Source organism: Streptomyces sp. NPDC048590 (assembly GCF_043199535.1).
Lineage (GTDB): Bacteria > Actinomycetota > Actinomycetes > Streptomycetales > Streptomycetaceae > Streptomyces.
Map to the genome: position 1 here is coordinate 367127 of NZ_JBICWC010000003.1, position 23115 is coordinate 390241.

The 23115-nt window shown below is 70.2% G+C and carries 22 protein-coding genes and 1 pseudogene; 11 read left to right on the plus strand and 12 right to left on the minus strand.

The genetic code is table 11. From position 1 onward, the window contains the following. Window positions 1–148 precede the first annotated feature (148 nt). Complete coding sequence (locus ACGFNN_RS09895) at window positions 149–922, plus strand: SDR family NAD(P)-dependent oxidoreductase (protein ID WP_393554463.1); 774 nt, start codon at window positions 149–151, stop codon at window positions 920–922. Window positions 923–986: 64 nt separating this feature from the next. Here the strand turns inward: ACGFNN_RS09895 and trxA are convergent, their stop codons facing one another. Both trxA and ACGFNN_RS09905 read right to left on the minus strand, forming a co-directional pair. After that, window positions 987–1331 (minus strand): thioredoxin, encoded by a 345-nt coding sequence (gene trxA / locus ACGFNN_RS09900; protein ID WP_393554464.1) that lies wholly within the window; start codon window positions 1329–1331, stop codon window positions 987–989. Beyond that, window positions 1328–1744: a MerR family transcriptional regulator gene (locus tag ACGFNN_RS09905; protein ID WP_393554466.1), complete on the minus strand. Its 417-nt coding sequence runs from the start codon at window positions 1742–1744 to the stop codon at window positions 1328–1330. Before ACGFNN_RS09905 ends, trxA begins: the two co-directional genes overlap by 4 nt. Window positions 1745–1848: 104 nt before the next feature. On the opposite strand from ACGFNN_RS09905, the gene ACGFNN_RS09910 reads away from it, so the two are divergent. After that, a complete protein-coding gene (locus ACGFNN_RS09910; protein ID WP_362542122.1) occupies window positions 1849–2121 on the plus strand; it encodes a type II toxin-antitoxin system prevent-host-death family antitoxin in 273 nt (90 codons plus the stop codon). Then, the gene (locus ACGFNN_RS09915) at window positions 2114–2566 is read left to right on the plus strand and encodes a PIN domain-containing protein (RefSeq protein ID WP_393554468.1); all 453 of its coding nucleotides are present in this window, start codon (window positions 2114–2116) and stop codon (window positions 2564–2566) included. Before ACGFNN_RS09910 ends, ACGFNN_RS09915 begins: the two co-directional genes overlap by 8 nt. A gap of 67 nt (window positions 2567–2633) precedes the next feature. Here the strand turns inward: ACGFNN_RS09915 and ACGFNN_RS09920 are convergent, their stop codons facing one another. Together ACGFNN_RS09920 and ACGFNN_RS09925 are read right to left on the minus strand one after the other, a co-directional pair. Further along, window positions 2634–2834 (minus strand): hypothetical protein, encoded by a 201-nt coding sequence (locus ACGFNN_RS09920; protein ID WP_393554470.1) that lies wholly within the window; start codon window positions 2832–2834, stop codon window positions 2634–2636. A gap of 31 nt (window positions 2835–2865) precedes the next feature. Then, a complete protein-coding gene (locus ACGFNN_RS09925; protein WP_393554472.1) occupies window positions 2866–4074 on the minus strand; it encodes an RNA-guided endonuclease InsQ/TnpB family protein in 1209 nt (402 codons plus the stop codon). Window positions 4075–4104: 30 nt separating this feature from the next. On the opposite strand from ACGFNN_RS09925, the pseudogene tnpA reads away from it, so the two are divergent. Continuing rightward, window positions 4105–4558 (plus strand): annotated as a pseudogene (tnpA, locus tag ACGFNN_RS09930) (IS200/IS605 family transposase). A 305-nt stretch (window positions 4559–4863) separates the two neighbouring features. Here the strand turns inward: tnpA and ACGFNN_RS09935 are convergent. Then, window positions 4864–6228 (minus strand): cation:dicarboxylate symporter family transporter, encoded by a 1365-nt coding sequence (locus ACGFNN_RS09935; RefSeq protein WP_362542132.1) that lies wholly within the window; start codon window positions 6226–6228, stop codon window positions 4864–4866. A gap of 161 nt (window positions 6229–6389) precedes the next feature. On the opposite strand from ACGFNN_RS09935, the gene ACGFNN_RS09940 reads away from it, so the two are divergent. The 3 genes from ACGFNN_RS09940 (at window position 6390) to ACGFNN_RS09950 (ending at window position 9540) form a co-directional block, all read left to right on the plus strand. Continuing rightward, window positions 6390–8081 carry an ATP-binding protein gene (locus ACGFNN_RS09940; RefSeq protein WP_393554474.1) on the plus strand — a complete coding sequence of 564 codons (1692 nt, stop codon included), beginning with the start codon at window positions 6390–6392 and terminating at the stop codon, window positions 8079–8081. Continuing rightward, window positions 8078–8752, plus strand: a complete 675-nt coding sequence (locus tag ACGFNN_RS09945) for a response regulator (protein ID WP_362542139.1) — start codon at window positions 8078–8080, stop codon at window positions 8750–8752. Before ACGFNN_RS09940 ends, ACGFNN_RS09945 begins: the two co-directional genes overlap by 4 nt. A gap of 164 nt (window positions 8753–8916) precedes the next feature. After that, window positions 8917–9540, plus strand: coding sequence for a helix-turn-helix domain-containing protein (locus tag ACGFNN_RS09950; RefSeq protein WP_393555096.1), 624 nt, complete (start codon window positions 8917–8919; stop codon window positions 9538–9540). 139 nt (window positions 9541–9679) lie between these two features. On the opposite strand, the gene ACGFNN_RS09955 is transcribed toward ACGFNN_RS09950, so the two are convergent. Then, on the minus strand, window positions 9680–10705 hold the full coding sequence (locus tag ACGFNN_RS09955) for an ATP-dependent 6-phosphofructokinase (protein ID WP_362674722.1): 1026 nt from the start codon (window positions 10703–10705) through the stop codon (window positions 9680–9682). Between the two features lie 230 nt (window positions 10706–10935). Between ACGFNN_RS09955 and pta the strand changes: the two genes are divergently transcribed. From pta to pyk, 3 genes are all read left to right on the plus strand, one after another. Continuing rightward, entirely contained in the window at window positions 10936–13008 is a 2073-nt protein-coding gene (gene pta, locus ACGFNN_RS09960) for a phosphate acetyltransferase (RefSeq protein ID WP_393554477.1), read from the plus strand. Between the two features lie 41 nt (window positions 13009–13049). Continuing rightward, window positions 13050–14255, plus strand: coding sequence for an acetate kinase (locus ACGFNN_RS09965; RefSeq protein WP_393554478.1), 1206 nt, complete (start codon window positions 13050–13052; stop codon window positions 14253–14255). 74 nt (window positions 14256–14329) lie between these two features. Then, a complete protein-coding gene (gene pyk / locus ACGFNN_RS09970) occupies window positions 14330–15757 on the plus strand; it encodes a pyruvate kinase (RefSeq protein ID WP_362542153.1) in 1428 nt (475 codons plus the stop codon). Window positions 15758–15850: 93 nt separating this feature from the next. Here the strand turns inward: pyk and ACGFNN_RS09975 are convergent, their stop codons facing one another. From ACGFNN_RS09975 to ACGFNN_RS09990, 4 genes are all read right to left on the minus strand, one after another. Further along, the gene (locus ACGFNN_RS09975; RefSeq protein ID WP_393554480.1) at window positions 15851–17119 is read right to left on the minus strand and encodes a hypothetical protein; all 1269 of its coding nucleotides are present in this window, start codon (window positions 17117–17119) and stop codon (window positions 15851–15853) included. Next, window positions 17109–17654, minus strand: a complete 546-nt coding sequence (locus tag ACGFNN_RS09980; RefSeq protein ID WP_393554482.1) for a DUF6114 domain-containing protein — start codon at window positions 17652–17654, stop codon at window positions 17109–17111. Before ACGFNN_RS09980 ends, ACGFNN_RS09975 begins: the two co-directional genes overlap by 11 nt. A gap of 93 nt (window positions 17655–17747) precedes the next feature. After that, the gene (locus ACGFNN_RS09985) at window positions 17748–18389 is read right to left on the minus strand and encodes a DUF6230 family protein (RefSeq protein ID WP_014154006.1); all 642 of its coding nucleotides are present in this window, start codon (window positions 18387–18389) and stop codon (window positions 17748–17750) included. Between the two features lie 600 nt (window positions 18390–18989). Next, the gene (locus tag ACGFNN_RS09990; protein WP_393554484.1) at window positions 18990–19967 is read right to left on the minus strand and encodes a tetratricopeptide repeat protein; all 978 of its coding nucleotides are present in this window, start codon (window positions 19965–19967) and stop codon (window positions 18990–18992) included. Window positions 19968–20287: 320 nt separating this feature from the next. Between ACGFNN_RS09990 and ACGFNN_RS09995 the strand changes: the two genes are divergently transcribed. Then, complete coding sequence (locus tag ACGFNN_RS09995; protein WP_362542166.1) at window positions 20288–20923, plus strand: TetR/AcrR family transcriptional regulator; 636 nt, start codon at window positions 20288–20290, stop codon at window positions 20921–20923. A 30-nt stretch (window positions 20924–20953) separates the two neighbouring features. Here ACGFNN_RS09995 and ACGFNN_RS10000 read toward each other — a convergent pair whose 3' ends face one another. Continuing rightward, complete coding sequence (locus ACGFNN_RS10000) at window positions 20954–22654, minus strand: methylmalonyl-CoA mutase (protein WP_393554486.1); 1701 nt, start codon at window positions 22652–22654, stop codon at window positions 20954–20956. 84 nt (window positions 22655–22738) lie between these two features. Then, complete coding sequence (locus tag ACGFNN_RS10005; RefSeq protein WP_362542172.1) at window positions 22739–23071, minus strand: DUF3817 domain-containing protein; 333 nt, start codon at window positions 23069–23071, stop codon at window positions 22739–22741. Window positions 23072–23115 lie beyond the last annotated feature (44 nt).

The window sequence follows — 23115 nt, forward strand, 5'->3', positions numbered from 1 at the left end:
GACCGGCCCCCCGGGCCCGCACCGCGTACACGCGGTGCGGGCCCGGTGTGTGTCAGCCGTGCGGACTGTTCGGGGTCCGACCAACGACGTTTGCCGCAGGGCCGGTTCAGGTGTGGTCAGCTCGCCCCTGCAGGGGTTTACTCGCCGCATGAGTGACACGAATGGAATGCTGGCCGGCAAGACCGTCATGATCACGGGCGCGTCGAGCGGCATCGGGGAAGCGGCCGCTCGTCTCTTCGCCACGGAGGGAGCGGCGGTCCTCCTGATGGCTCGCCGCGAGGACAGGCTGAAGCAACTGGCTTTCGAAATAGTCGAGTCGGGCGGACGCGCTGCGATCAGTGCGGGTGATGTCGCGGTCGCCGAGGACGTGCAGCGCGCCGTGGACAACGCCCGTGAGCAGTTCGGCTCCCTGGACGCGGCCTTCAACAACGCGGGATTCGCCGGCGACGACCTGTCCCCGATGCATGAGCTCGACCAGGCCGTCTTCGACCGCTCGATGGCCGTGAACGTCAACGGCACCTGGAACTGCCTGCGTTCGCAGATCCCGGCGATGCTCGAAGCGGGGAAGGGGGCCATCGTCAACACGTCCAGCACCGCGGCCATGGGGGCGACCGGAGCCCCCGTGCCCTACGTCGCCGCGAAGCACGCGGTGCTCGGCATGACCAGGGCGGCGGCCGCGGAGTACGCGGAACTCGGCATCCGCGTCAACACGCTCGTGGTGGGCACCACCCGGACGGAGATGATCGACCAGGCGGTCGAGGCGTACCCGGAGCTGGGGACGGCCTTCGTCGCCCGCCAGATGCAGAAGCGCATGGCTGACCCCGTCGAGATCGCCCAGGCGGCCCTGTGGCTGTGCAGCGACCGCGCGTCCTTCGCCACGGGGTCGGCGCTGGCCGTGGACGGAGGGTGGACGGCCGGCTGACGTCCCGGCACGCACAGGGGCCCGCACAGAGCTGTGCGGGCCCCTGTGGTCCAGCCGCGCCGCGTCAGACCGCCGCCGGGAGTACGTCCTCCAACTCCTGGAGGAGACGGCGCTTCGGGCGGGCGCCGACCATCGACTTCACCGGTTCGCCGCCCTGGAACACCATCAGCGTCGGCATCGACAGCACGGCGTACCGGCTCGCGATGCCCGGGTTGTGGTCCACGTCGATCTGTACGACCTTGAGGCGGCCGGCCTCCTCCCTCGCGACGGCACTGAGCACCGGGGCGAGCTGGCGGCAGGGGCCGCACCAGTCGGCGGTGAACTCGACCAGCACGGGCAGGCCCGCCCCCAGCACCTCCGCCTCGAACGTCGTGTCGGTGACCTCGGCGACACCTTCTGCGTGGATCATCCCTCGTCCTTCCAGGTGAGTTCGCATCGTGGTTCGGGGCCGCCAGGCACCTCGGCCGTCATCTCCATTTCGGCGCGGGCCAGTTGGGCGCCCACTTCCGTACGGACCGACCGGAGCTGGGCGATGAGGGCGTCCAGCTCGCCGAGCTTGCGCCGGTAGACGGCCAGCGAGGCCGGGCAGGCGTCGCCCGCCGGGTGCCCGGCGCGCAGGCAGTCGACGAAGGGGCGGGTCTCCTCCAGGTCGAACCCGAAGTCCTGGAGGGTCCGGATCTGCCGGACCATCCTCAGGTCGCCCTCGTCGTACGTGCGGTATCCGTTCTCCGCGCGGCGTGCGTGCAGCAGGCCCCGTGACTCGTAGTACCGCAGCGTCCGTGTCGTCGTCCCGGCGCGTTCGGCCAGCTCCCCGATTCGCATACCGCGACCGTATGCCTTGACGTCGGCGTCAAGGCAAGAGGTCACGGAGCCTGCAACAGGTCGGGGACCCCTCGCTGATGTAGAACGAGTAGTACACTGACTCCATGAGTGACAGCAGCGAGGTCCCGCTCCGTGAGCTGAATCAGCAGACCTCACGCGTGATGGCCCGCGTGCAGGCCGGCGAGACGGTCACCATCACGAGGGACGGAGTCCCCATAGGGGACATCGTCCCCCGGGGTCTGCCGCTGGGCGGGCCCGCGTACCCCTTCAGAACGGATCCCATGGGGCCGCTGGACCTGCCCGACCTGGGCGGGCCCGAGCTGACCGACGACGAGATCGACGCCACGCTGCGGGGCATGGGCTCGGCCGATGACTGAGATCCCCGTCGCGATCGCGGACACGAACGCGCTGTACCGCCTCTTCACCCCCAAGGACCCCCGGCACGAGGCACACAGGCAAGCCCTCGGTGCGGTGGGTCATCTCGTGCTGTCCCCGATGGTCCTGACCGAGCTGGACTACTTGCTGACCTCGAAGATCGGTGCGAGCGCCTCGATGAACGCGCTCGACTTCGTGGCGCGTCAGGTCGAGGTCCGCCGCTTCGAGATCCCTGATGTCGCGCCCCACGTGCGGGGCACCATGGCCGTCATGCGCGGGTACCAGGACGCGGACAACGGCCGTGGAGTCGGCCTGACCGACGCGATGAACGTCGTACTGGCCGCCGCCTACCGCACGGCCGACCTCTTCACGTCCGACCGCCGCTTCCGGATCATGCGTCCGCTCACCGGCCACTCCGCGTTCCGGCTCCTGCCGGAAGATCTGTGACCCGGACGCACGGACGCGGCCGGTACGGGAGTCCCGCGCCGGCCGCGTCAAGGCAGGGCGAGGCGGGTCAGCCGGTGGTGGTCAGAAGGCAGGTGTACGAGCCCTTCACCTGGGTCACGGTTCCCTTGCCCGTGCCGTCCATGGTGACCGACACGCTCACCTCGGACTCCCCCACGGCCGCCGCGGCGCCCGTGTAGGTGCCGCCCTTGCGCCAGCCCCGCGGCGCGTGGGCCTCGGCGCGGTGTCGCAGGCCTCCATCCCTTGACATCCTCTCCCCCCTGAAGGGGGGAGATTCCCGCCTACCGTGCCGTTAAGGGCTTCGGTGTCGGGTGGGTTCCTGCTTCGCTGCGCGGTGCCGGAACACGTTCCGGTCTTACCTGCGCTCCACAGGCTGACACCGCCAGTCCGGCGGCCTTGGCGACGTTGACCGCCGCGTTCACATCCCGGTCCAGGACCGCCCCACACGCGGCGCATGTCCACACGCGGACGTGCAGGGGCTTGGGGCCGTCCTTCACGCCGCACTGCGAGCACACCTGGGAGGTCGGCTCGAACCGGCCGATCTTCACGAAGGTGCGCCCGTACCGGGCGGCCTTGTACTCCAGCATGGTCACGAACGCCGACCATCCGGCGTCGTGGACCGACTTGGCCAGGCGCGTACGGGCGAGTCCCTTCACCGCCAGGTCCTCCACGGCGACCGCTTGGTTCTCGCGGATCAGCTTCGTGGAGAGTAGGTGGTGGAATTCGCGGCGTGCGTCGGCCACCTTCGCGTGTGCGCGGGCGACCTTGATCCTGGCCTTGTTCCGGTTACTGGAGCCCTTCTCCTTGCGAGCCAGGGCACGCTGGGCCTTCTTCAGATGCTTCTCGGCCCGGCGCAGGAAACGCGGGCTGTCGATCTTCGTCCCGTCGGAAAGGACCGCGAAGTGCCCGAGACCGAGATCGATGCCCACCTCGGGCGTGGTCTCAGGCAGGACTTCCTGCGGGCCGGTCTCGACGACGAAGCTCGCGAAGTACCGGCCCGCACTGTCCTTGACCACCGTCACCGTCGACGGCACCGAAGGCAGCGTCCGCGACCACCTCACCTTGAGGTCGCCGATCTTCGGCAGGCGCAGCCTCCCGCCGGTCGTGATCGACCAGCGGGCGTTCGCCGTGAACCTGACCGACTGCCGGTTATCCCGCTTCGACTTGAACCGGGGTGCGCCCATGCGGGGGCGTTTGCCCTTGAGTCCGTCGAAGAAGTTGCGGTACGCGGCGTCCAGGTCGCGCAGGGACTGCTGGAGGACGACCGCCGAGACCTCGCCGAGCCAGGCCCGTTCCGGGGTGTTCTTCGCTGCGGTGATCAGCGTCTTCGACAGATCGCCGGTCTTCGGGAACGGCGCGCCTTCGCTGCGGGCGGTCTCCCGGGCGCGGAGCGCGTCGTTGTAGACCACCCGCACACACCCGAACGCCTTCGCCAACGCTGCGCGCTGACCAGTGCTCGGGTACACGCGGAAGCTGTACCGAAGCTGCACAACATCACGCTACGCACTTGGCTTGCCGGTATCGACGCGAACATTCGTACGGGCCGTCACCGCGTTCTCCGGTTGCACGTCCACCTGGCTTCCGTGACGAAGTACCGGCACCGGTCCTCGCCGACCGGCACCCGACGCGGTGCGAGGAAGGCCATGCGTGCCGTGTGTGAGGACTTCGAGGCCGAGCTGGTCGAGTTCAACGGCAAGAACAACCACGTCCACCTGCTGGTGAACTTCCCGCCGAAGACCGCCGTGTCCAGGCTGGTGAACTCCCTCAAGGCGTATCCTCGCGCAGGCTCCGCCTGGGGGCACCTCCCAGCCGAAGGCCGGGGGAGAGTTCCCCGACCTCGTGCGCCACTACTGGCGGGCCCAGCGCCTGCGGTCCGGCTCGCACTTAGCCGGGTCCGTCGGCGGCGCACCGCTCAGCACCGTGAAGCAGTACATCGAGCAGCAGAACCGGCCGCACCGACCCGGGCTGAGGTGAACAGCGCGGATCCGTACCCACAGCCGAGGTCAGAGCAACTCCCAGATTCGCTTCACCACCGGGCCGAAGCCTACCGCCGCCGGTGCACCGCGAATAGATCCGGTAGCGGTCACCGTTGCCGACCGCGACCTTGCCGGGGAACGACCGGTCCACCTCGACCTGGTCCACCACCCGGAAGTCGTGACGGACGGAACAGTCGACGGGCCGGACGCCCCCTGCGGCTGCATAGCCACAGGGGGCGCGAGCCCGCACGGGCATGGCCGGTACGGGCTCCCGTACCGGCCGCACGCGTACCGCCGTAGCCGCTACGCCTTGACCAGCGAGGGCTGCTCCTCGCCGCCGTCCCTGGCCTCGGGGACCCCGGCGTCCGCGGGGCGGTGGTCGTCCGTCATCGTCTGCTCGTCGAACGGCAGGGCGCCGGACAGGACCTGGTCCGCCCGGTCCCGGTCGATCTCCTTGGTCCAGGTACCGACGAGCACCGTGGCCACCGCGTTGCCCGCGAAGTTGGTCAGGGCGCGGGCCTCGCTCATGAAGCGGTCGATGCCGACGATCAGCCCGACGCCGTCGACCAGTTCGGGGCGGTGCGACTGGAGGCCGCCCGCGAGGGTCGCCAGACCGGCGCCGGTGACGCCTGCCGCCCCCTTGGAGGCGATCACCATGAAGACCAGCAGTGAGATCTGCTCGCCGATGCTCAGCGGGTCACCGGTGGCGTTGGCGATGAAGAGCGAGGCCATCGTGAGATAGATGGCGGTGCCGTCGAGGTTGAAGGAGTAGCCGGTCGGCACGGTGATGCCGACGACGGGCTTGCTCACGCCCATGTGCTCCATCTTCGCGATCAGCCGCGGCAGGGCGGACTCCGAGGAGGAGGTGGAGAGGATCAGCAAAAACTCGCGCCCCAGGTACTTGAGCAGGGAGAAGATGTTGATCCCCGCCACCAGCCGCAGGATCGCGCCGAGGATGAGGAAGACGAAGAGCGCGCAGGTGACGTAGAAGCCGACCATGATGATGGCGAGCGACTTCAGGGCGTCCACGCCCGTCTCGCCGACCACCGCCGCCATCGCGCCGAACGCGCCGACCGGCGCCGCCCACATGATCATGGCGAGGACGCGGAAGACGAGCCGCTGGATGTGCCCGATGCCCCGCAGGACCGGTTCGCCGGCCGAGCCCATGGCCTGGAGCGCGAAGCCCGCGAGAAGAGCGATGAGCAGGGTCTGCAGGACCTCGCCCTCCGTGAAGGCCGACACCATGGTCGTGGGGATGATGCCGAGCAGGAAGTCCACGGTGGAGTCGCTGTCGCCCGCCTGGGCCTCACCGGCCGCCCGGGCCGCCTCGGTCAGATGGAGGCTGGAACCGGGCTCCAGGATGTTGCCGACGACCAGGCCGATCGCCAGGGCCACCGTGGACATCACCAGGAAGTAGCCGAGGGCCAGGCCGCCGACGGCGCCGACCTTCGCGGCCTTCCGTACGGAACCGACCCCCAGCACGATGGTGCAGAAGATGATCGGCGAGATCATCATCTTGATGAGGTTGACGAACCCGGTGCCGATGGGCTTCAGCTCCACGGCGAAGTCCGGAACCACCAGGCCCACGGTGATGCCCAGCACCACCGCGGCGATCACGGCCAGGTAGAGATAGTGCGTACGGTCCCGTCGTGCGGTCTTCTCAACCACGGGGGCCCTCCTCGGCTGCTTGCGGGGTTGCTCCCCCGTCCCTGGGGGCCCCGGCGACTATTCACCTCCCCTGTGATGGCCGTCACCCTTGCGTTCATATCGTTCACAGACGTTTCTCGGCCATCTTGGGCCGGTGCGCCCCGCCAGGCAGACTGTGCGGCATGCGCCTGTACCGTGCCCTCCCCCGCAGCCTGGCCGGCCAGCTGTTCGCGATGCAGGCCCTGCTCGTGGCGGCCGTGGTGGCCGGGTGCGCCTTCTTCGCGTACGCCTCCGGCCGTTCCCAGGCCGAGGAGACCGCGGCCCGCCAGGTTCGGGCAGCCGCCCTCGCCATGGCCGGATCCCCCTCCGTGCGTGAGGCGATCCGTACCCCGGACCCCTCCGCCGCACTCCAGCCGTACGCGGAGCGGGTCCGAGAGGACACCGGCATCGCCTTCGTGACGATCATGAACCCGCGGGGGGTCCGGTGGACGCACCCGGACCCGGCCCAGATCGGCCGGCGGTTCATCGGGCACACCGAGCGCGCGCTGCTCGGGGAGACGTTCGAGGAGACGTACACCGGGACACTGGGCCCCTCTATACGGGTGGTCACCCCGATCCGCGACGAGGGACGGATCGTGGGCCTGGTGAGCGCCGGCATCACCGTCGAGCGGGTGTCGACCCAGGTGCGGGAGCAGCTCCGCGCGCTCGGGACGGCGGCGGGCGTGGCCCTGGCGCTGGGCGCGCTCGGGACGTACGTGGTCAACGCCAGGCTGCGGCGGCACACCCACGGGATGAACGCGCGCGAGCTGAGCCGGATGCACACGTACCACGAGGCGACCCTGCACGCGGTGCGCGAGGGGCTCCTGATGCTCGACGGCCGGCGCAGGGTCGCCCTGATCAACGACGCCGGCCGTGAGCTGCTGGGGCTGGCGCCGGGGGCGGTGGGCCTCCGGGTCGACGAGCTGGCCCTTCCGGCCCCGCTCACCGGGGCGCTGCTGGCGTCCGAGCCCCGGGTGGACGAGGTCCACCTGACGGCGGAGCGGGTCGTCGTCGTCAACACCAGCCCGGTGGTCGGGGGTGAGCGGCGGGGCACGGTCGTGACGCTGCGGGACCACACCGAGCTGCAGGCGCTCTCCGGCGAGCTCGACTCGGAGCGTGGCTTCACCCAGGCGCTGCGCTCCCAGGCGCACGAGGCGGCGAACCGGCTGCACACGGTGGTGTCGCTGATCGAGCTCGGCAGGGTGGACGAGGCGGTGGAGTTCGCGACGGCGGAGCTGGAACTGGCGCAGGTGCTCACCGACCGGGTCGTGGGCGCCGTCGCCGAACCGGTGCTGGCCGCGTTGCTGCTCGGAAAGGCGGCGCAGGCCAACGAGCGGGGCGTCGAGCTGGTGCTGGCCGAGGACAGCCTGATCGACGACGGGGCGCTGCCCCGCTCGATCGCCCCACGGGACCTGGTGACAGTCCTCGGCAATCTCATCGACAACGCGGTGGACGCGGCCTCGGAGCCGGCGGCGGGAGGCTCCGAGGCCGTGCCGGGGCAGCGGGCCTCGTCGCGGGCGGTGGTCACGGTGACCGCGCGGACGGACCCCGGTGAGCTGCTGCTGCGGGTCGAGGACAGCGGCCACGGCATCGGGCCCGATGACGCGGACGAGGTGTTCCGGCGCGGCTGGTCGACCCACGGCACCGGCCGCGGCCTCGGACTGGCCCTCGTCCGGCAGGCGGTCCACCGCAACGGCGGGACCGTCGTTCTGGGACGGGCGCCGGACGGCGGCGCCCGGTTCACCGTGCGGCTGCCGCTGGAGGACCGCGCGACGGACGGACGGTCCGCCGGCGGGGACCGTGCGACGGGCGGGCGGAAGGAGGTGGCCCCGTGATCCGGGTGCTGGTCGTGGAGGACGATCCGGTGGCGGCCGACGCCCACCAGATGTACGTCGGCCGGGTGCCGGGTTTCGAGGTGGCCGCCGTCGCCCACTCCCGGGCAGAGGCCGTACGGGCGCTGGAGCGCACGGAGGTGGATCTGCTGCTGCTCGACCTCTACCTGCCCGACGGCCACGGGCTGCAGCTGCTGCGTTCGCTGCGGGCCGCGGGGCACACCGCCGACGTCATCGCGGTGACCTCGGCACGTGACCTGGCGGTGGTGCGGGAGGGTGTGTCCCTCGGCGTCGTGCAGTACGTGCTGAAGCCGTTCACCTATCCCACGCTCCGGGACCGCCTCGTGCGGTACGCCGACTTCCGGGCGGCGGCCGGCGAGGCGAGCGGACAGGAGGAGGTGGACCGGGCGCTGGGGGCCCTGCGGGTCGCCGACCCCGCCGCACTCCCCAAGGGGCTGAGCGGCCCCACACTGGAGGCGGTGACCCGAGTTCTGCGGGACGCCGCGGACGGCATCACGGCGGCGGCCGCGGGTGAGGAACTGGGCATCTCCCGGATCACCGCCCGCCGCTATCTGGAGCACCTCGTGACGGCGGACAGGGCGGTACGGCGGCCGAACTACGGTCAGGTGGGGCGGCCCGAACTGCACTACCACTGGGTGGCCGAAATCCGCTGATGGTCCGGGCGCCCCGGCGAGGGCGCCCTAGGAGGATCATACGAAGGGTGAACTGATAGGAACAGCCTGTAGCCAGGCGGTTCGCGGCCTTCTACGGTGGGGCCGTGCACCCCACCCCGCCCTTCAACGCCCCAGCCGCGCGCCGCCTGCGCGAGGCGCTGGGAATGGCTCCCGGACATGTTGCGTACGGCCTCGCCGCGCAGTACGGCATGCGGATCACGGCCGAGACCGTGATGGCCTGGGAGCGCGGCACGGCCCTGCCGGGCGAGCGCGAACTCATGGCTCTGGCCGGTGTGCTGTGGTGCGCGCCGGGTGAACTGCTGGCTGCCGCGAGCACGTTGCGCGAGCACCGGATGGCCCGGGACGTCTCGGTGGACGATCTGGCCCGGTCACTCGGGATGACGGTGAGCGCGTACCAGCGGATCGAGGACTCCGGCCGCTGGCGCGGCAACGAGCGCCAGGCCGAGGCGCTGTGCGAGGCGCTCGACATGTCGGCGGCGCAGTTCCTGACCGCGACCGGCCGCAACGAGGAACTCGCGGGGCTGCTGACCCGTGCGGTCACCACCCGGTGGCAGGCCTACGTGCGCCCGGTGGACAAGCTCGTGCCGCTGGACCGCATCCTCATCCAGGACGTGCTGGAGCAACTGCACACCGATTACCAGTCGCTGATGGTCTCGACGCTCAGCTGGAACACCACGGGCCGGGACCGGGCGGGAGCGACCGGCGACGAGGGCCGGGAGTTCCTGGACCGGGTCGTCGAGAGGTTCTGGAGCACGGCGGGCATCTGAGGCATCCCGCCGGGAAGCCCCTCAGCGATCCGTCCGTTCCGCCAGCCGGCGGGGCCTGGACGGAACGGACGGGCAGGGCCGCGGAACGGTAGGGACCTCGCCCGGCCGAACGGTGCGGCCGGCTCGGGGCAGGGCTCAGTCAGAAGACCGACTCGGCCTCGTACATCCGGTCGCTCGGCACGGTCTTCAGCCGGGTCACGGCGTCCGCCAGCGGGGCCATCACGATCTCGGTGCCGCGCAGCGCGGTCATCCGGCCGAAGTCGCCGCGGTGCACGGCCTCCACCGCGTTCCATCCGAAGCGGGTCGCGAGCACCCGGTCGTACGCGGTCGGCGTGCCGCCGCGCTGGACATGCCCGAGGATGACCGGCCGGGCCTCCTTGCCGAGGCGCAGCTCCAGCTCGGCGGCGAGACGGTTGCCGATGCCCTTGAAGCGCTCGTGACCGAACTGGTCGATCTCGCCCTTGGCGTACGACATGGAGCCCTCGGCCGGGTGCGCGCCCTCGGCGACGCAGATGACCGCGAACTTCTTGCCCCGCGCGAAGCGTTCCTCGACCATCTTGACCAGGTCGTCGACCTGGAAGGGCCGCTCCGGCAGGCAGATGCCGTGGGCGCCGCCCGCCATGCCGGACTCCAGCGCGATCCAGCCCGCGTGACGGCCCATGACCTCGACGACCATGACCCGCTGGTGCGACTCGGCGGTGGTCTTGAGACGGTCTATGGCCTCGGTCGCGACGCCCACGGCCGTGTCGAAGCCGAAGGTCCGGTCGGTCGCGGAGATGTCGTTGTCGATGGTCTTCGGGACGCCGACGACGGGCATCCCGGCGTCCGACAGCATGCGGGCCGCGGTCAGCGTGCCCTCGCCGCCGATCGGGATGAGCGCGTCGATGCCGTAGCGGCGGGCCAGTTCCGCGCAGTTCTCGGCAGCCTCGCGCAGCCGGTCGCGCTCCAGGCGGGCCGAGCCGAGGATCGTGCCGCCGCGGGCCAGGATGCCGCTGACGGCGTTCAGGTCGAGGGGCCGGAAGTGGCCGTCGAGCAGGCCCTTGAAGCCGTCCTCGAAGCCGATGACCTCATCGCCGTGACCCACCACGGCGCGGTGCACGACCGACCGGATCACGGCGTTCAGGCCTGGGCAGTCGCCGCCTGCGGTGAGAATTCCGATGCGCATCCTGCTCTGTCTCCTGCTCGCTAGTGTACAGCATTCCGGGAACCCGTCGAGAAACCCCCGTACCGTGAGCCAGGACGATTGTCCCACGGCTGACCGGGCACCACCGCTTCCGGCTCGTTCGGCGGGGGCGGCCTGGCACCGGAGGTGCCCGGTGCCCGGCGGGCGGTCCACCTGCGGCGGTAGGTATCGTCAAAAGGACAATGCCAGCCAAACAGGACGGGAGAGCACGCGTGGCGCGCAGTGTGTACGTGACGGGGATCGACCGGGGGGACGGCCGCCAGGTCGTCGACCTGGGAGTCATGGAGCTACTGACGCGTCAGGTGGACCGGGTCGGTGTCTTCCGGCCACTCGTGCACGACGGCCCCGACCGGCTCTTCGAGCTCCTGCGGGCCCGCTACCGGCTCTCGCAGAGCGCCGAGACCGTCTTCGGCCTCGACTACCACCAGGCTTCCGCGGTCCAGGCCGAGAAGGGCACGGACGAGCTGGTCTCCCTGCTCGTCGAACGCTTCCACCGGGTGGCCCGCGACTACGAGGTCGTCCTGGTCCTCGGCAGCGACTTCGCCGCGACCCAGCTCCCCGACGAACTGGCCCTGAACGCCCGCCTGGCCAACGAGTTCGGCGCCTCGGTGATCGCGGTGGTCGGCGGCAAGGACCAGGACGCGGAGTCCGTACGGGCCGAGACGCGCAACGCCTTCAGGGCGTACGCCGGTCTCGGGTGCGACGTCCTCGGGGTGATCGTGAACCGGGTGGCGTCCGAGGACCGCGCCGGCATCGCCGAGCGCCTGGCGGAGCAGCTGCCGGTCCCCTGCTCGGTGCTCCCGGACGACCCCGCCCTCTCGGCGCCCACGGTCGCCCAGATCACCAGCGCCCTGGGCGGAACGGTTCTGCTCGGCGACGACTCGGGCCTGGCACGGGACGCGCTGGACTTCGTCTTCGGCGGAGCGATGCTGCCGAACCTCCTGAAGGCCCTCACCCCCGGCTGCATGGTCGTCACCCCCGGGGACCGCGCGGACCTGGTCGTCGGTTCGCTCGCGGCGCACAGTGCGGGGACCCCGCCCATCGCGGGCCTCCTGCTGACCCTGAACGAACGCCCCGGCGAGGAGATCCTCAGGCTCGCCGCCCGGCTGGCGCCGGGCACCCCGGTCATCGCGGTGACCGGCGGCTCCTTCCCCACCGCCGCCGAGCTCTTCTCGCTGGAGGGGAAGCTGAACGCGGCGACACCGCGCAAGGCGGAGACCGCCCTCGGCCTCTTCGAACGCCATGTGGACACCGGGGCCCTGCTGGAGCGGATCTCGGTGGCCCGCAGCGGGCGGGTCACCCCGATGATGTTCGAACACGAGCTGCTGGAGCAGGCGCGCTCCGACCGGCGCAGGGTCGTCCTCCCCGAGGGAACGGAGGAACGCGTCCTGCGCGCCGCCGACGTACTGCTGCGGCGCGACGTCTGCGATCTGACCCTGCTCGGGGACCCGGACGTCATCCGCAAGAAGGCCGCCGACCTGGGCATCGATCTCGCGGACACCCAGGTCGTCGACCCGCAGACCTCCGAGCTGCGCCAGGGCTTCGCCGAGCGCTACGCCCAGCTGCGCGCGCACCGCGGGGTGACCGTCGAGCTGGCGTACGACGTCGTCTCCGACGTCAACTACTTCGGCACCCTGATGGTCCAGGAGGGGCTGGCCGACGGCATGGTCTCCGGCTCGGTGCACTCGACGGCGGCGACGATCCGTCCGGCCTTCGAGATCATCAAGACCTGTCCGGACGCCGCGATCGTCTCGTCGGTCTTCTTCATGTGCCTCGCCGACCGGGTCCTGGTCTACGGCGACTGCGCGGTCAACCCGGACCCGGACGCGGAGCAGCTCGCGGACATCGCGGTGCAGTCCGCCGCGACCGCCGCCCGTTTCGGCGTGGAACCCCGGATCGCGATGCTCTCGTACTCGACGGGGACCTCGGGGTCGGGCGCCGACGTCGACAAGGTGCGGGAGGCCACGGAACGGGTACGCGCCTCACGGCCGGACCTGAGGATCGAGGGACCGATCCAGTACGACGCGGCGGTCGAGCCGTCCGTCGCCGCGACCAAGCTGCCGGCGTCGGAGGTGGCGGGCCGGGCGAGCGTGCTGATCTTCCCCGACCTCAACACCGGCAACAACACCTACAAGGCGGTCCAGCGCTCGGCGGGCGCGGTCGCGGTCGGCCCGGTCCTGCAGGGGCTGCGCAAGCCGGTCAACGACCTGTCGCGCGGTGCGCTGGTCCAGGACATCGTCAACACGGTGGCCATCACGGCGATCCAGGCGCAGGCCGAGGACTGACCACGATGACCACCGGCCTCACCAGCGAAGGTTCCCGCTCCATGAATGACGCCCACCGTGTGCTCGTGCTCAACTCCGGCTCCTCGTCGGTCAAGTACCAGCTGCTGGACATGCGCGACCGCTCGCGGCTGGCCACCGGCCTCGTCGAGCGCATCGGCGAGTCGTCGTCCCGGCTCGTGCACATCCCGCTGACCGGGGGCGGGCCCCGTGAGCGCACCGCCCCGATCGCGGACCACGCCCAGGCGCTGGAGGCCGCCGCCGCCGAGCTGACCGCCGACGGGCTCGGACTGGACTCCCCCGAGCTCGCCGCGATCGGGCACCGGGTGGTGCACGGCGGGCTGAGGTTCTCCGAGCCCACGGTGATCACCGACGAGGTGCTGGAGGAGATCGAGCGCCTCGTACCGGTGGCACCGCTGCACAACCCGGCGAACATCACCGGGATCCGTACGGCGCGGGCACTGCGCCCGGACCTGCCGCAGGTCGCCGTCTTCGACACGGCCTTCCACACCACGATGCCGGAGCACGCGGCGCGGTACGCGATCGACGTCGAGACCGCCGACGCACATCGCATCCGCCGCTACGGCTTCCACGGCACCTCCCACGCCTACGTCTCACGCAGGACGGCCGAGCTGCTGGGCCGCCCCGTGGACGAGGTGAACGTCATCGTGCTGCACCTGGGCAACGGGGCCTCGGCCTCCGCCGTCCGCGGCGGCCGGTGTGTGGACACCTCCATGGGGCTGACCCCGCTGGAGGGACTGGTCATGGGCACGCGTTCGGGAGACATCGACCCGGCCGTCACCTTCCATCTGAAGCGGGTGGCGGGCATGTCGGCGGACGAGATCGACGTCCTGCTGAACAAGCGCAGCGGGCTGGTGGGACTCTGCGGCGACAACGACATGCGGGAGATCCGGCGCCGGGTGGACGAGGGCGACGAGCGGGCCACACTCGCCTTCGACATCTACATCCACCGGCTGAAGAAGTACATCGGCGCCTATTCGGCGGTCCTCGGCCGGGTGGACGCGGTGGTGTTCACGGCGGGGGTCGGGGAGAACTCGGCTCCGGTGCGGGAGGCTGCGCTCGCGGGACTGGAGGGTTTCGGCCTCGCCGTGGACGCGGACCTCAACGCCGTGCGGTCCGGCGAGCCGCGGCTGATCTCGCCGGAGGGCGCGCGCGTGGCGGTGGCCGTCGTACCCACGGACGAGGAGCTGGAGATCGCCGGCCAGACCTTCGCACTGGTCCACAACTGAGCGGACCCGCGCCCTTTTGTATCTTCCACCAGACGGAATATTCCGCAGTGAAACAAACCGATAGGATCCGCCTCATGCGCCGTTCCAAAATCGTCTGCACCCTCGGTCCCGCCGTCGACTCCCATGAGCAGCTCGTCGCTCTGATCGAGGCCGGCATGAGCGTGGCCCGTTTCAACTTCAGTCACGGTACCCACGAGGAGCACCAAGGCCGTTACGACCGGGTCCGCAAGGCCGCCGCCGAGACCGGCCGCGCCGTCGGTGTGCTCGCCGACCTCCAGGGACCCAAGATCCGCCTCGCGAAGTTCGCCGAGGGTCCCGTCGAGCTGGTCCGCGGGGACGAGTTCGTCATCACCTCCGAGGACGTCCCCGGCGACAAGTCGATCTGCGGCACCACCTACAAGGGGCTGCCCGGCGACGTCGCCAAGGGTGACCCGATCCTGATCAACGACGGCAACGTCGAGCTGAAGGTCGTCTCGGTCGAGGGCCCGCGGGTGACCACCATCGTCATCGAGGGCGGTGTCATCTCCGACCACAAGGGGATCAATCTGCCCGGCGCGGCGGTCAACGTCCCCGCGCTGTCCGAGAAGGACGTCGAGGACCTCAGGTTCGCGCTGCGGATGGGCTGCGACCTGGTCGCCCTGTCCTTCGTGCGGGACGCCGAGGACGTCAAGGACGTGCACAAGGTGATGGACGAGGAGGGCCGCCGGGTCCCCGTCATCGCCAAGGTCGAGAAGCCGCAGGCCGTCGAGCACATGGAGGGCGTCGTCGCCGCCTTCGACGGTGTGATGGTCGCCCGTGGTGACCTCGCCGTCGAGTACCCGCTGGAGCGGGTCCCCATGGTGCAGAAGCGCCTCATCGAGCTGTGCCGCCGCAACGCCAAGCCGGTGATCGTGGCGACCCAGATGATGGAGTCGATGATCACCAACTCGCGGCCGACCCGCGCCGAGGCGTCCGACGTCGCCAACGCGATCCTGGACGGTGCCGACGCGGTCATGCTGTCGGCGGAGTCCTCGGTCGGCGCCTACCCGATCGAGACGGTCAAGACGATGTCGAAGATCGTCGTCGCCGCCGAGGAGGAGCTGCTGTCCAAGGGCCTCCAGCCGCTGGTGCCGGGCAAGAAGCCCCGCACCCAGGGCGGTTCGGTCGCCCGTGCGGCGTGCGAGATCGCGGACTTCCTGGACGGCAAGGCCCTGGTCGCCTTCACCAAGTCCGGTGACACCGCCCGCCGCCTCTCCCGCTACCGCACGGCCCAGCCGATCCTCGCCTTCACCACGGAGGAGTCGACCCGCAACCAGCTCGCGCTGAGCTGGGGCGTCGAGTCCTACGTCGTGCCGCACGTGGACAACACCGACGCCATGGTGGACCTGGTCGACGCCGAGCTGCTGAAGCTGAACCGCTACAGCGACGGCGACACGATGGTCATCACGGCCGGCTCGCCCCCCGGCGTCCCCGGCACCACCAACATGGTCCGGGTGCACCACCTGAGCGGCGAGCGCGCCTGACGCTCCGTACGACGGACACGACGGTGGCCCGCACCCCCTGGGGGGTGCGGGCCACCGTCGTGTGCGGCTCCCGGACGGGTCCGGATCACCGGGTCAGCTGTTGCCGCCGGTGAAGTAGTTCTGCAGACCGGGGACCTTGAGCGAACCGCCGAACTGTCCGGCCTGCTTCACCGTGGCGTTGGTGAAGAAGGCGAACGGAACGTTCAGCGGCGGCGGGGTCTCCGGGCTGAAGGTGATCGGGATGATCCCGAAGAGGTTGCCCTTCAGGCTCTCCGTGTACATCGTCACCGTGCCGTTGCGGATGGTGGAGGTCGAGCCCTCCTCCGCCTTGACGTGCCCGGTGGTTCCGGCCGGACCCTTCGTCAGCTGGTGCAGGTCCCTGATGTCGATGGTGTCGGCGGTGAACTTCAGCACCTTCTTGATGCTGCCGTTGTACGTCTTCACCTCGACGATGCCGTGGTAGTCGAGCCCGGTCAGCGTGAGCTTGGAGGTCTCCAGCGTCCACGGGTCGTCCGGGAGCAGCGGGATGCCCTGCTCCAGGTCGGCCGCGGCGAGCGCCTCGGGGTCGGCGGTCGGGCACGGGAAGCGCTCCTTGGCGCCGTCCGGGATGTCCTCGTCCTTCACCGGGTCGAGGCCCTTGACGTCGTCGTCGAGCTCCTCGACGTCCTTGCCCGCCTTCTCGGCGGCGTCACGGATGGCGTCGGTGGTCTTGTCGACCGTGTCCTTCGCGCCCTCCGCGGCCTTCTCCACCGGCTTGGTGGTGGCGTCGGCGGACGGCTCCTCGCTCGGGGGTGTCTCCTCGGGAGCCGGCTCGGCCGTCTCCTTGTCGGGTCCGTCGAAGAGGTCCTTGAGCGCGTCTCCGACACCCAGCGGGTCGAGGGGGTTCTTCGACTTCGTGGGCTCGGGGGTCGCCGCGGTGGCGGTCTTGTCCTCCGCGCCGCTCTCCTCGGACGCCGAGGCGCTCTCGGAGGGCTTCGGGGTGGCGGTCGAGCCACCGTCCTCGTCCGCGGAACCGGCGTCGTCCTTGCCGGAGCCGTCCTTGCCGGCCTCGTCGGACGGGGTGGCGTCCGGGGTCGGCTTCTCCTCGGGATCCTGCGACTCGGACGGCTCGTCCGACCGGGTCACGCACGGCCCGGGGGCGAAGGGGATGTCCGGGTTGTCGTCGGCCATGGCCAGCCTGGGGGTCAGCCCCATCCCGACGAAGACGGCCGTCGGCATCGCGGCGAGCGCGAATGCCTTCTTACCGGCCGGCATGTGGAGCTTCGTCAGGAGTGACTTCCTCGGAGCCGCGTGGCGGGGCCCTCTTCGCTCGGAGAGGTCCTCGGGCCCGAGTTCGTTCGTCTGCCCGTCGTCACCCCGCACGGTGCCTCCCGCCGTCTGCCTCCGCCACCTGGAAGAAACCCGGCTTCCGCGGCGCCTCGGCCGCTTCCTGAGGCTCCTGGCCTGCCTGGGGGGCGCCGTCCTCGGACATCGCCGCTCCGGGGGTCCCCGCGGCCTTCGCCTCGGCCGGGGCCCAGGCGATGGAGAGGGCTCCGCCCAGGAGGGAGAAGAGGAAGCCGATGATGAAGCCGCCTATGTTGGCGACGGGTATGGAGATGAGTGCGAGCAGGATCGCGGCCACACCGGCGAACACCCGCACGATGTGGTGGAACCACATCGTGAGACCCAGCGTGATGAGCAGGACCCCGATGATCAGCGACCCCGCACCGGCGGTGGTGGACATCGCGATCGTCATGTTGCCGAGGTGCATGTTGGCGTACGGGAAGTACGCGATGGGTAGACCACCCAGGATGGTGAACAGGCCCGCCCAGAACGGCCGGTTACCCCGCCAGGTGCGGAATCCCCGCCGGTAGACGGTGAGGTAGTGCTCGTTCTGCCCTGTGGACTCGGGGCTCATGGAAAACAGCTCCCTGGAACCGGTACTGCTGTGAGAAGAGAAGGGGTGGGTGGCCGGAGACCCTCACGGAGCTCACGGCCACCCGGGCGAGTGCTAGAAGCACTCCTTGACGCCCTTGTGCAGCTTCAGGCTCAGGTTGCTGAGCTTGAACGTGCCGGCCGTGGTCGCCCAGGCCGTCTGCTCCACGTTGGACAGCGTCGCCGTCTTGGCGCGCTGGGCGAAGCCGTTCGGGTTGACGGCCTTCTCCGTACCGGACTGGATGCCGGGCTTGCCGACCGAACCGGCGGCGACGCCGATGTCGATCTGCTCGAAGTACGCGTCCGCGTCGAGCTGTGCGACGTCGAGGTACAGGTTGGTCGCCTCGACCGGCTTCTTCGGGTCGGTGCCGGCCTTCAGCTGAAGGCTGACGCTGCCGAGACCGAAGGGCAGGTCGGGGGTGACCACCGACTGGCACATGTTCGTGATCGTGGCCTTGCTGAAGCCCGACACGGCCACCGGGTGCGCCGCGTCGTTGCCCTTGAGGTCCTTGCCGACCGCGACACTGCCGTACTGGACGAAGTCCTCACCGACGAGCTTGTCGGTGGAGACCTTGAAGCTCTGGCCGGAGACGCTGAACGACGCGGCGAGCGCGCCCTGCGCCAGGCCGACGCCGACCGCGGCGGTCGCGACGACGCTCGGCACCATGACCAGAGCGAAACGCTTCCATCTCGTACCACCGCGAACCTGAGAACTCATGTAATTCCTCCTTCTCGGACGTACATCTCCGGTACGGGCTTCGTGCCCGCCCTGGGATGGGAGAAGTGCTACGTCCTCGGGAAGGAGAGCGCCCGGACCGGAAGCGCGTACCGCGTCCGAATCACCGGCGATCACCCCCGAGCGACAACCACTGACCGCGCGTCTGCGCGACCGGTTCGGACAGGCCCTGCCCAGGGGCAGGAACCCCCCTGTCCGCGATCGGCGCCACTGCCGCCGACCACTCGGTGGGGACCCAACGGACCCACCTGTGCCGACTGGCCGTCGGACCGGCGGGTATTGGACCGAGCGTGGCCGATCGTGGTGCATTCGCGGCCGTGACACAAGGGGGGTCGTTACTCACTGGTAACGACCCGATAACCCGTGCACGACAAAGGGGTACCGAACGGCCACACAGGGTGGCACCGAAGGGGCGTGCGAACGGTCGCATTACTGTCCGAAACGGGACAGACCCGAGGAGGCGCTTTACTGGCAGTAACAGTACGTACTTTTATCAAGTTTTGGTAAAGCGGCGGTGTTCCTTGTCGTTCGCCCGCGAAAACGGCCGTGGCGCCCCGAGGGCTCCACGGCCGTGTTGTCACATCAGAACAAGACCCTCGCGAGCGCCGTCCGCGCCGCGGTGACCCGGGGGTCGTCGGGGCCGATCACCTCGAAGAGTTCGAGGAGCCGGAGCCGTACGGCGTCCCGGTCGTCGCCGAAGGTGCGGCGGACCGTCTCCACGAGCCGGCCGAAGGCGTCCTCCACGTGACCGCCGACGAGGTCGAGGTCGGCGGCGGCCATCTGCTCGGCCGGCGCGGCCGGGTTCTCCGCGGCCTCCTTGCGTACCTGCTGCGCGTCCATGACCGCGACCCGGCCGAGCAGTTCGGCCTGCGCGAGCCCCAGCTTCGCCTCGGTGTTCACCGGGTCGTCGGACAGGATGCCCTTGTACGCGCGAACCGCGCCGTCGAAGTCGTTGGCGTCCAGCGCCTGCGCGGCCGTCTCCAGCTGCGCGTCGTACGGCCCCGGGGGGAGCTCGGCGGGAGCGCCCTGCTCGGCACCGTCCGCCGCGTCGGCGTCGACGACGATCCCGGTGAGACCGAAGCGCTCCTCGCCGACCTGGATCAGCTGGTCCAGCGTCTGACGGATCTGGCTCTCGGGGGCGGCGCCCTGGAAGAGCGGGAGGGCCTGGCCGGCCACCACGGCGAAGACCGCCGGGATGCCCTGGATGCCGAACTGCTGCATCAGCATCTGGTTGGCGTCGACATCGACCTTGGCCAGCACGAAGCGGCCGTTGTACTCGACGGCGAGGCGCTCCAGCAGCGGGCCGAGCTGCTTGCACGGCTCGCACCACTCGGCCCAGAAGTCGATGACGACGGGCACTTCGGTGGACCGCTGGAGGACGTCGGACTCGAAGCCCGCCTCGTCGACGTCGATCACCAGGGAGGCGGGGGACACGGCACCGCCGCCGCCCTGGCGGGCGGACTCAGCGCGGGCCTGCTCGGCCTTCGCCTTGGCGTCGCCGGCCGCCTTCACAGCGGCGAGGTCGACGACGCCGCTCATGGACATGTTCCTAGGCTGCATACGTACATCCTCCCCCCTGTGCGCACCGTTCCGGAAAGCGATCCGTGAACAGCCCCCGTCCTCGGCCACACCGGAGTGCGTGACGCGCGGACGGAGAACGGTTCCGGGGCCCTGAACGCCCCGTGTTCGGCACCGGGTCCCCACCCGGTGCCTGTGGCTGTCGATCGGTCGTGGCGCGACGACGGGCGCACCGTCGTCTTCTTACGCTACGAGCCGTAGCGTAACTGCCCCCACCCCCTGTCGGGCAAGAGCGCGCGGTGATCTGTCTCACCCGTTCCCGGGCCGGTCACTTCTCCTTACCGGCCGGTATGGTCACCCGCATGCTGAGCCGCAGCCCTACCGAACCCTCCCGATCCGGGCGTCCCCGCAGCGCCGAGGCCGACGCCGCGATCCTGGAGGCGACGCGTGCGTCGCTGGTCGACCTCGGCTGGTCGAAGCTGACGATGGGCGATGTGGCGACGCGGGCCGGGGTGGCCAAGACGACCCTCTACCGCCGCTGGGCCGGCAAGAACGAGCTGGTCGTGGACGCGGTGGCGGTACTTTTCGACGAACTGGAACTGCCGGACCTCGGGAGCCTCGCGGCCGATGTGGAGGCGGTCGTCCTGCAGTTCGCGGCGCTGCTGGAGCGGCCCGAGACCAAGACCGCGCTGATGGCGGTCGTCGCCGAGTCGACGCGTGACGAGGCCCTGCGGGACCGGATACGGAACTCGATCGTGGCCCGGCAGAAACGGCTGGTGCTGGAGGGACGTGAGCGGGCGACGGGGCGCGGTGAGCTTCCCGCCGAGCCCGACCCGGCGGTGGCGGCACGCACAGCCGACCTGATCTTCGACGTGATCGCCGGCGCGGTCGTCCACCGGGCGCTGGTGAGCGCCGAGCCCGTCGACGCCGACTGGGCCCGGCGCTTCACCGTGCTGCTGCTCTCCGGACTGGGCTCGGCGACCTCCCCGCAGGGCTGAGCCCGCCCCCGGCGAGGCCGCGTCGCACCGTCAGAAGCCGGGCGGCTCGGTGTAGACGCCCCACTCGTCGCGCAGCACCCCGCAGATCTCTCCGAGCGTCGCCTCGGCCCGTACCGCTTCCAGCATCGGGCCGATCATGTTCGATCCGTCGCGCGCCGCGGCCAGCATCGCGTCCAGCGCGTCCCGGACCTTCGCCTCCTGCCGGTCCGCCTTACGCCCGGCGAGCACGCGCACCTGCTCGCGCTCGACCTCGTGGCTGACCCTGAGGATCTCCAGGTCCCCGGTGACGGAGCCGTGGTGGACGTTCACCCCGACGACCCGCTTCTCGCCCTTCTCCAGCGACTGCTGGTACCTGAAGGCGGACTCCGCCGTCTCACCGGTGAACCAGCCGTCCTCGATGCCGCGCAGGATGCCCGAGGTCATCGGCCCGATCGGGTGCTTGCCGTCCGGGTGGGCGCGGGTCCCCCGCTCCTTGATCTGCTCGAAGATCTTCTCCGCGTCGGCCTCGATGCGGTCGGTGAGCTGCTCGACGTACCAGGAACCGCCCAGCGGGTCGGCGACGTTGGCGACGTTGGTCTCCTCCATCAGCACCTGCTGGGTACGCAGGGCGATCTCGGCGGCCTGCTCGGACGGGAGGGCGAGCGTCTCGTCCAGGGCGTTGGTGTGGAGGGAGTTGGTGCCTCCGAGCACGGCGGAGAGCGCCTCCACGGCGGTGCGCACGACGTTGTTGTACGGCTGTTGCGCGGTCAGCGACACACCCGCGGTCTGGGTGTGGAAGCGGAGCCACTGCGCCTTGTCGGTCTTCGCGCCGTACGTCTCCTTCATCCAGCGGGCCCAGATCCGGCGGGCGGCGCGGAACTTGGCGATCTCCTCGAAGAAGTCGAGGTGTGCGTCGAAGAAGAAGGAGAGCCCGGGGGCGAAGACGTCGACGTCGAGCCCGCGGGAGAGGCCGAGCTCCACGTATCCGAAGCCGTCGGCGAGGGTGTACGCCAGCTCCTGCGCGGCCGTGGCACCGGCCTCGCGGATGTGGTAACCGGAGACGGAGAGCGGCTTGTAGGCGGGGATCTCCCCGGCGCAGTGCTCCATCAGGTCGCCGATGAGGCGCAGATGGGGCTCGGGCTGGAAGAGCCACTCCTTCTGCGCGATGTACTCCTTGAAGATGTCCGTCTGGAGCGTGCCGTTGAGCACCGCCGGGTCTACGCCCTGACGTTCGGCCGCGACCAGGTACATGCAGAAGACCGGGACGGCCGGACCGCTGATCGTCATGGAGGTGGTGACGTCGCCCAGCGGGATGTCCCCGAACAGGACCTCCATGTCGGCGGCCGAGTCGATCGCGACGCCGCAGTGGCCGACCTCGCCGAGCGAGCGGGGGTCGTCGGAGTCCCGGCCCATCAGGGTGGGCATGTCGAAGGCGACGCTCAGGCCGCCCCCGCCGTTGGCCAGGATGGTCTTGTACCGCTCGTTGGTCTGCTCGGCGTTGCCGAAGCCGGCGAACTGGCGGATGGTCCAGGTGCGGCCCCGGTACCCGGTGGCGTGCAGACCCCTGGTGAAGGGGTACTCACCGGGCCAGCCGATCCGTTCGAACCCCTCGTAGGTGTCACCGGGGCGGGGGCCGTAGACCGGCTCCACGGGATCTCCGGAGAGCGTGGTGAAGTCCGCGTCGCGCTTGCGGGCCTTGTCGTAACGGGCCTGCCAGCGCCGGCGGCCTTCCTCGATCGCATGAGCGTCCATGCCGACAAATTTACTAGGACGTCCTAGTAAATGTCGACGGCAAACCGCCCGGCGCTTCGCGCGGGGCGGTTCGGGTGGTGCGCGTCAGGCCTTGACGGCCTGCGGCGAACCGTCGGCGATCAGCGGCTCGACCTCGCGGACGATCCTGCGCTCGACGAAGAACGCCGCGGTCGGGATGGTGCCGGAGATCAGCACCCAGAGCAGCTTGCCGACCGGCCACTTCGCCTTGGAGCCCAGGTCGAAGGCGAAGATCAGGTAGATGATGTAGAGGACACCGTGGATCTGCGAGACGACGAGCGTCACGTTCTCACCCGTGCCGAAGCCGTACTTGAAGATCATGCTCACGCAAAGGATCAACAGCATCACGGCGGTGACGTAGGCCATCACCCGGTATCGGGTCAGCACACTGCGTTTCATGCCATCGAGCGTAACCGGACACCCGGGGCGATCTTGCGGCACCC

What these genes read in the sequence shown, in the direction of transcription:
- ACGFNN_RS09895 (WP_393554463.1), top strand. Translation starts at nt 149, where the DNA reads ATGAGTGACACGAATGGAATGCTGGCCGGCAAGACCGTCATGATCACG.
- trxA (WP_393554464.1), bottom strand. Translation starts at nt 1,331, where the DNA reads ATGATCCACGCAGAAGGTGTCGCCGAGGTCACCGACACGACGTTCGAG.
- ACGFNN_RS09905 (WP_393554466.1), bottom strand. Translation starts at nt 1,744, where the DNA reads ATGCGAATCGGGGAGCTGGCCGAACGCGCCGGGACGACGACACGGACG.
- ACGFNN_RS09910 (WP_362542122.1), top strand. Translation starts at nt 1,849, where the DNA reads ATGAGTGACAGCAGCGAGGTCCCGCTCCGTGAGCTGAATCAGCAGACC.
- ACGFNN_RS09915 (WP_393554468.1), top strand. Translation starts at nt 2,114, where the DNA reads ATGACTGAGATCCCCGTCGCGATCGCGGACACGAACGCGCTGTACCGC.
- ACGFNN_RS09920 (WP_393554470.1), bottom strand. Translation starts at nt 2,834, where the DNA reads ATGTCAAGGGATGGAGGCCTGCGACACCGCGCCGAGGCCCACGCGCCG.
- ACGFNN_RS09940 (WP_393554474.1), top strand. Translation starts at nt 6,390, where the DNA reads ATGCGCCTGTACCGTGCCCTCCCCCGCAGCCTGGCCGGCCAGCTGTTC.
- ACGFNN_RS09950 (WP_393555096.1), top strand. Translation starts at nt 8,917, where the DNA reads ATGGCTCCCGGACATGTTGCGTACGGCCTCGCCGCGCAGTACGGCATG.
- ACGFNN_RS09955 (WP_362674722.1), bottom strand. Translation starts at nt 10,705, where the DNA reads ATGCGCATCGGAATTCTCACCGCAGGCGGCGACTGCCCAGGCCTGAAC.
- ACGFNN_RS09965 (WP_393554478.1), top strand. Translation starts at nt 13,050, where the DNA reads ATGAATGACGCCCACCGTGTGCTCGTGCTCAACTCCGGCTCCTCGTCG.
- pyk (WP_362542153.1), top strand. Translation starts at nt 14,330, where the DNA reads ATGCGCCGTTCCAAAATCGTCTGCACCCTCGGTCCCGCCGTCGACTCC.
- ACGFNN_RS09980 (WP_393554482.1), bottom strand. Translation starts at nt 17,654, where the DNA reads ATGAGCCCCGAGTCCACAGGGCAGAACGAGCACTACCTCACCGTCTAC.
- ACGFNN_RS09985 (WP_014154006.1), bottom strand. Translation starts at nt 18,389, where the DNA reads ATGAGTTCTCAGGTTCGCGGTGGTACGAGATGGAAGCGTTTCGCTCTG.
- ACGFNN_RS09990 (WP_393554484.1), bottom strand. Translation starts at nt 19,967, where the DNA reads ATGCAGCCTAGGAACATGTCCATGAGCGGCGTCGTCGACCTCGCCGCT.
- ACGFNN_RS09995 (WP_362542166.1), top strand. Translation starts at nt 20,288, where the DNA reads ATGCTGAGCCGCAGCCCTACCGAACCCTCCCGATCCGGGCGTCCCCGC.
- ACGFNN_RS10000 (WP_393554486.1), bottom strand. Translation starts at nt 22,654, where the DNA reads ATGGACGCTCATGCGATCGAGGAAGGCCGCCGGCGCTGGCAGGCCCGT.
- ACGFNN_RS10005 (WP_362542172.1), bottom strand. Translation starts at nt 23,071, where the DNA reads ATGAAACGCAGTGTGCTGACCCGATACCGGGTGATGGCCTACGTCACC.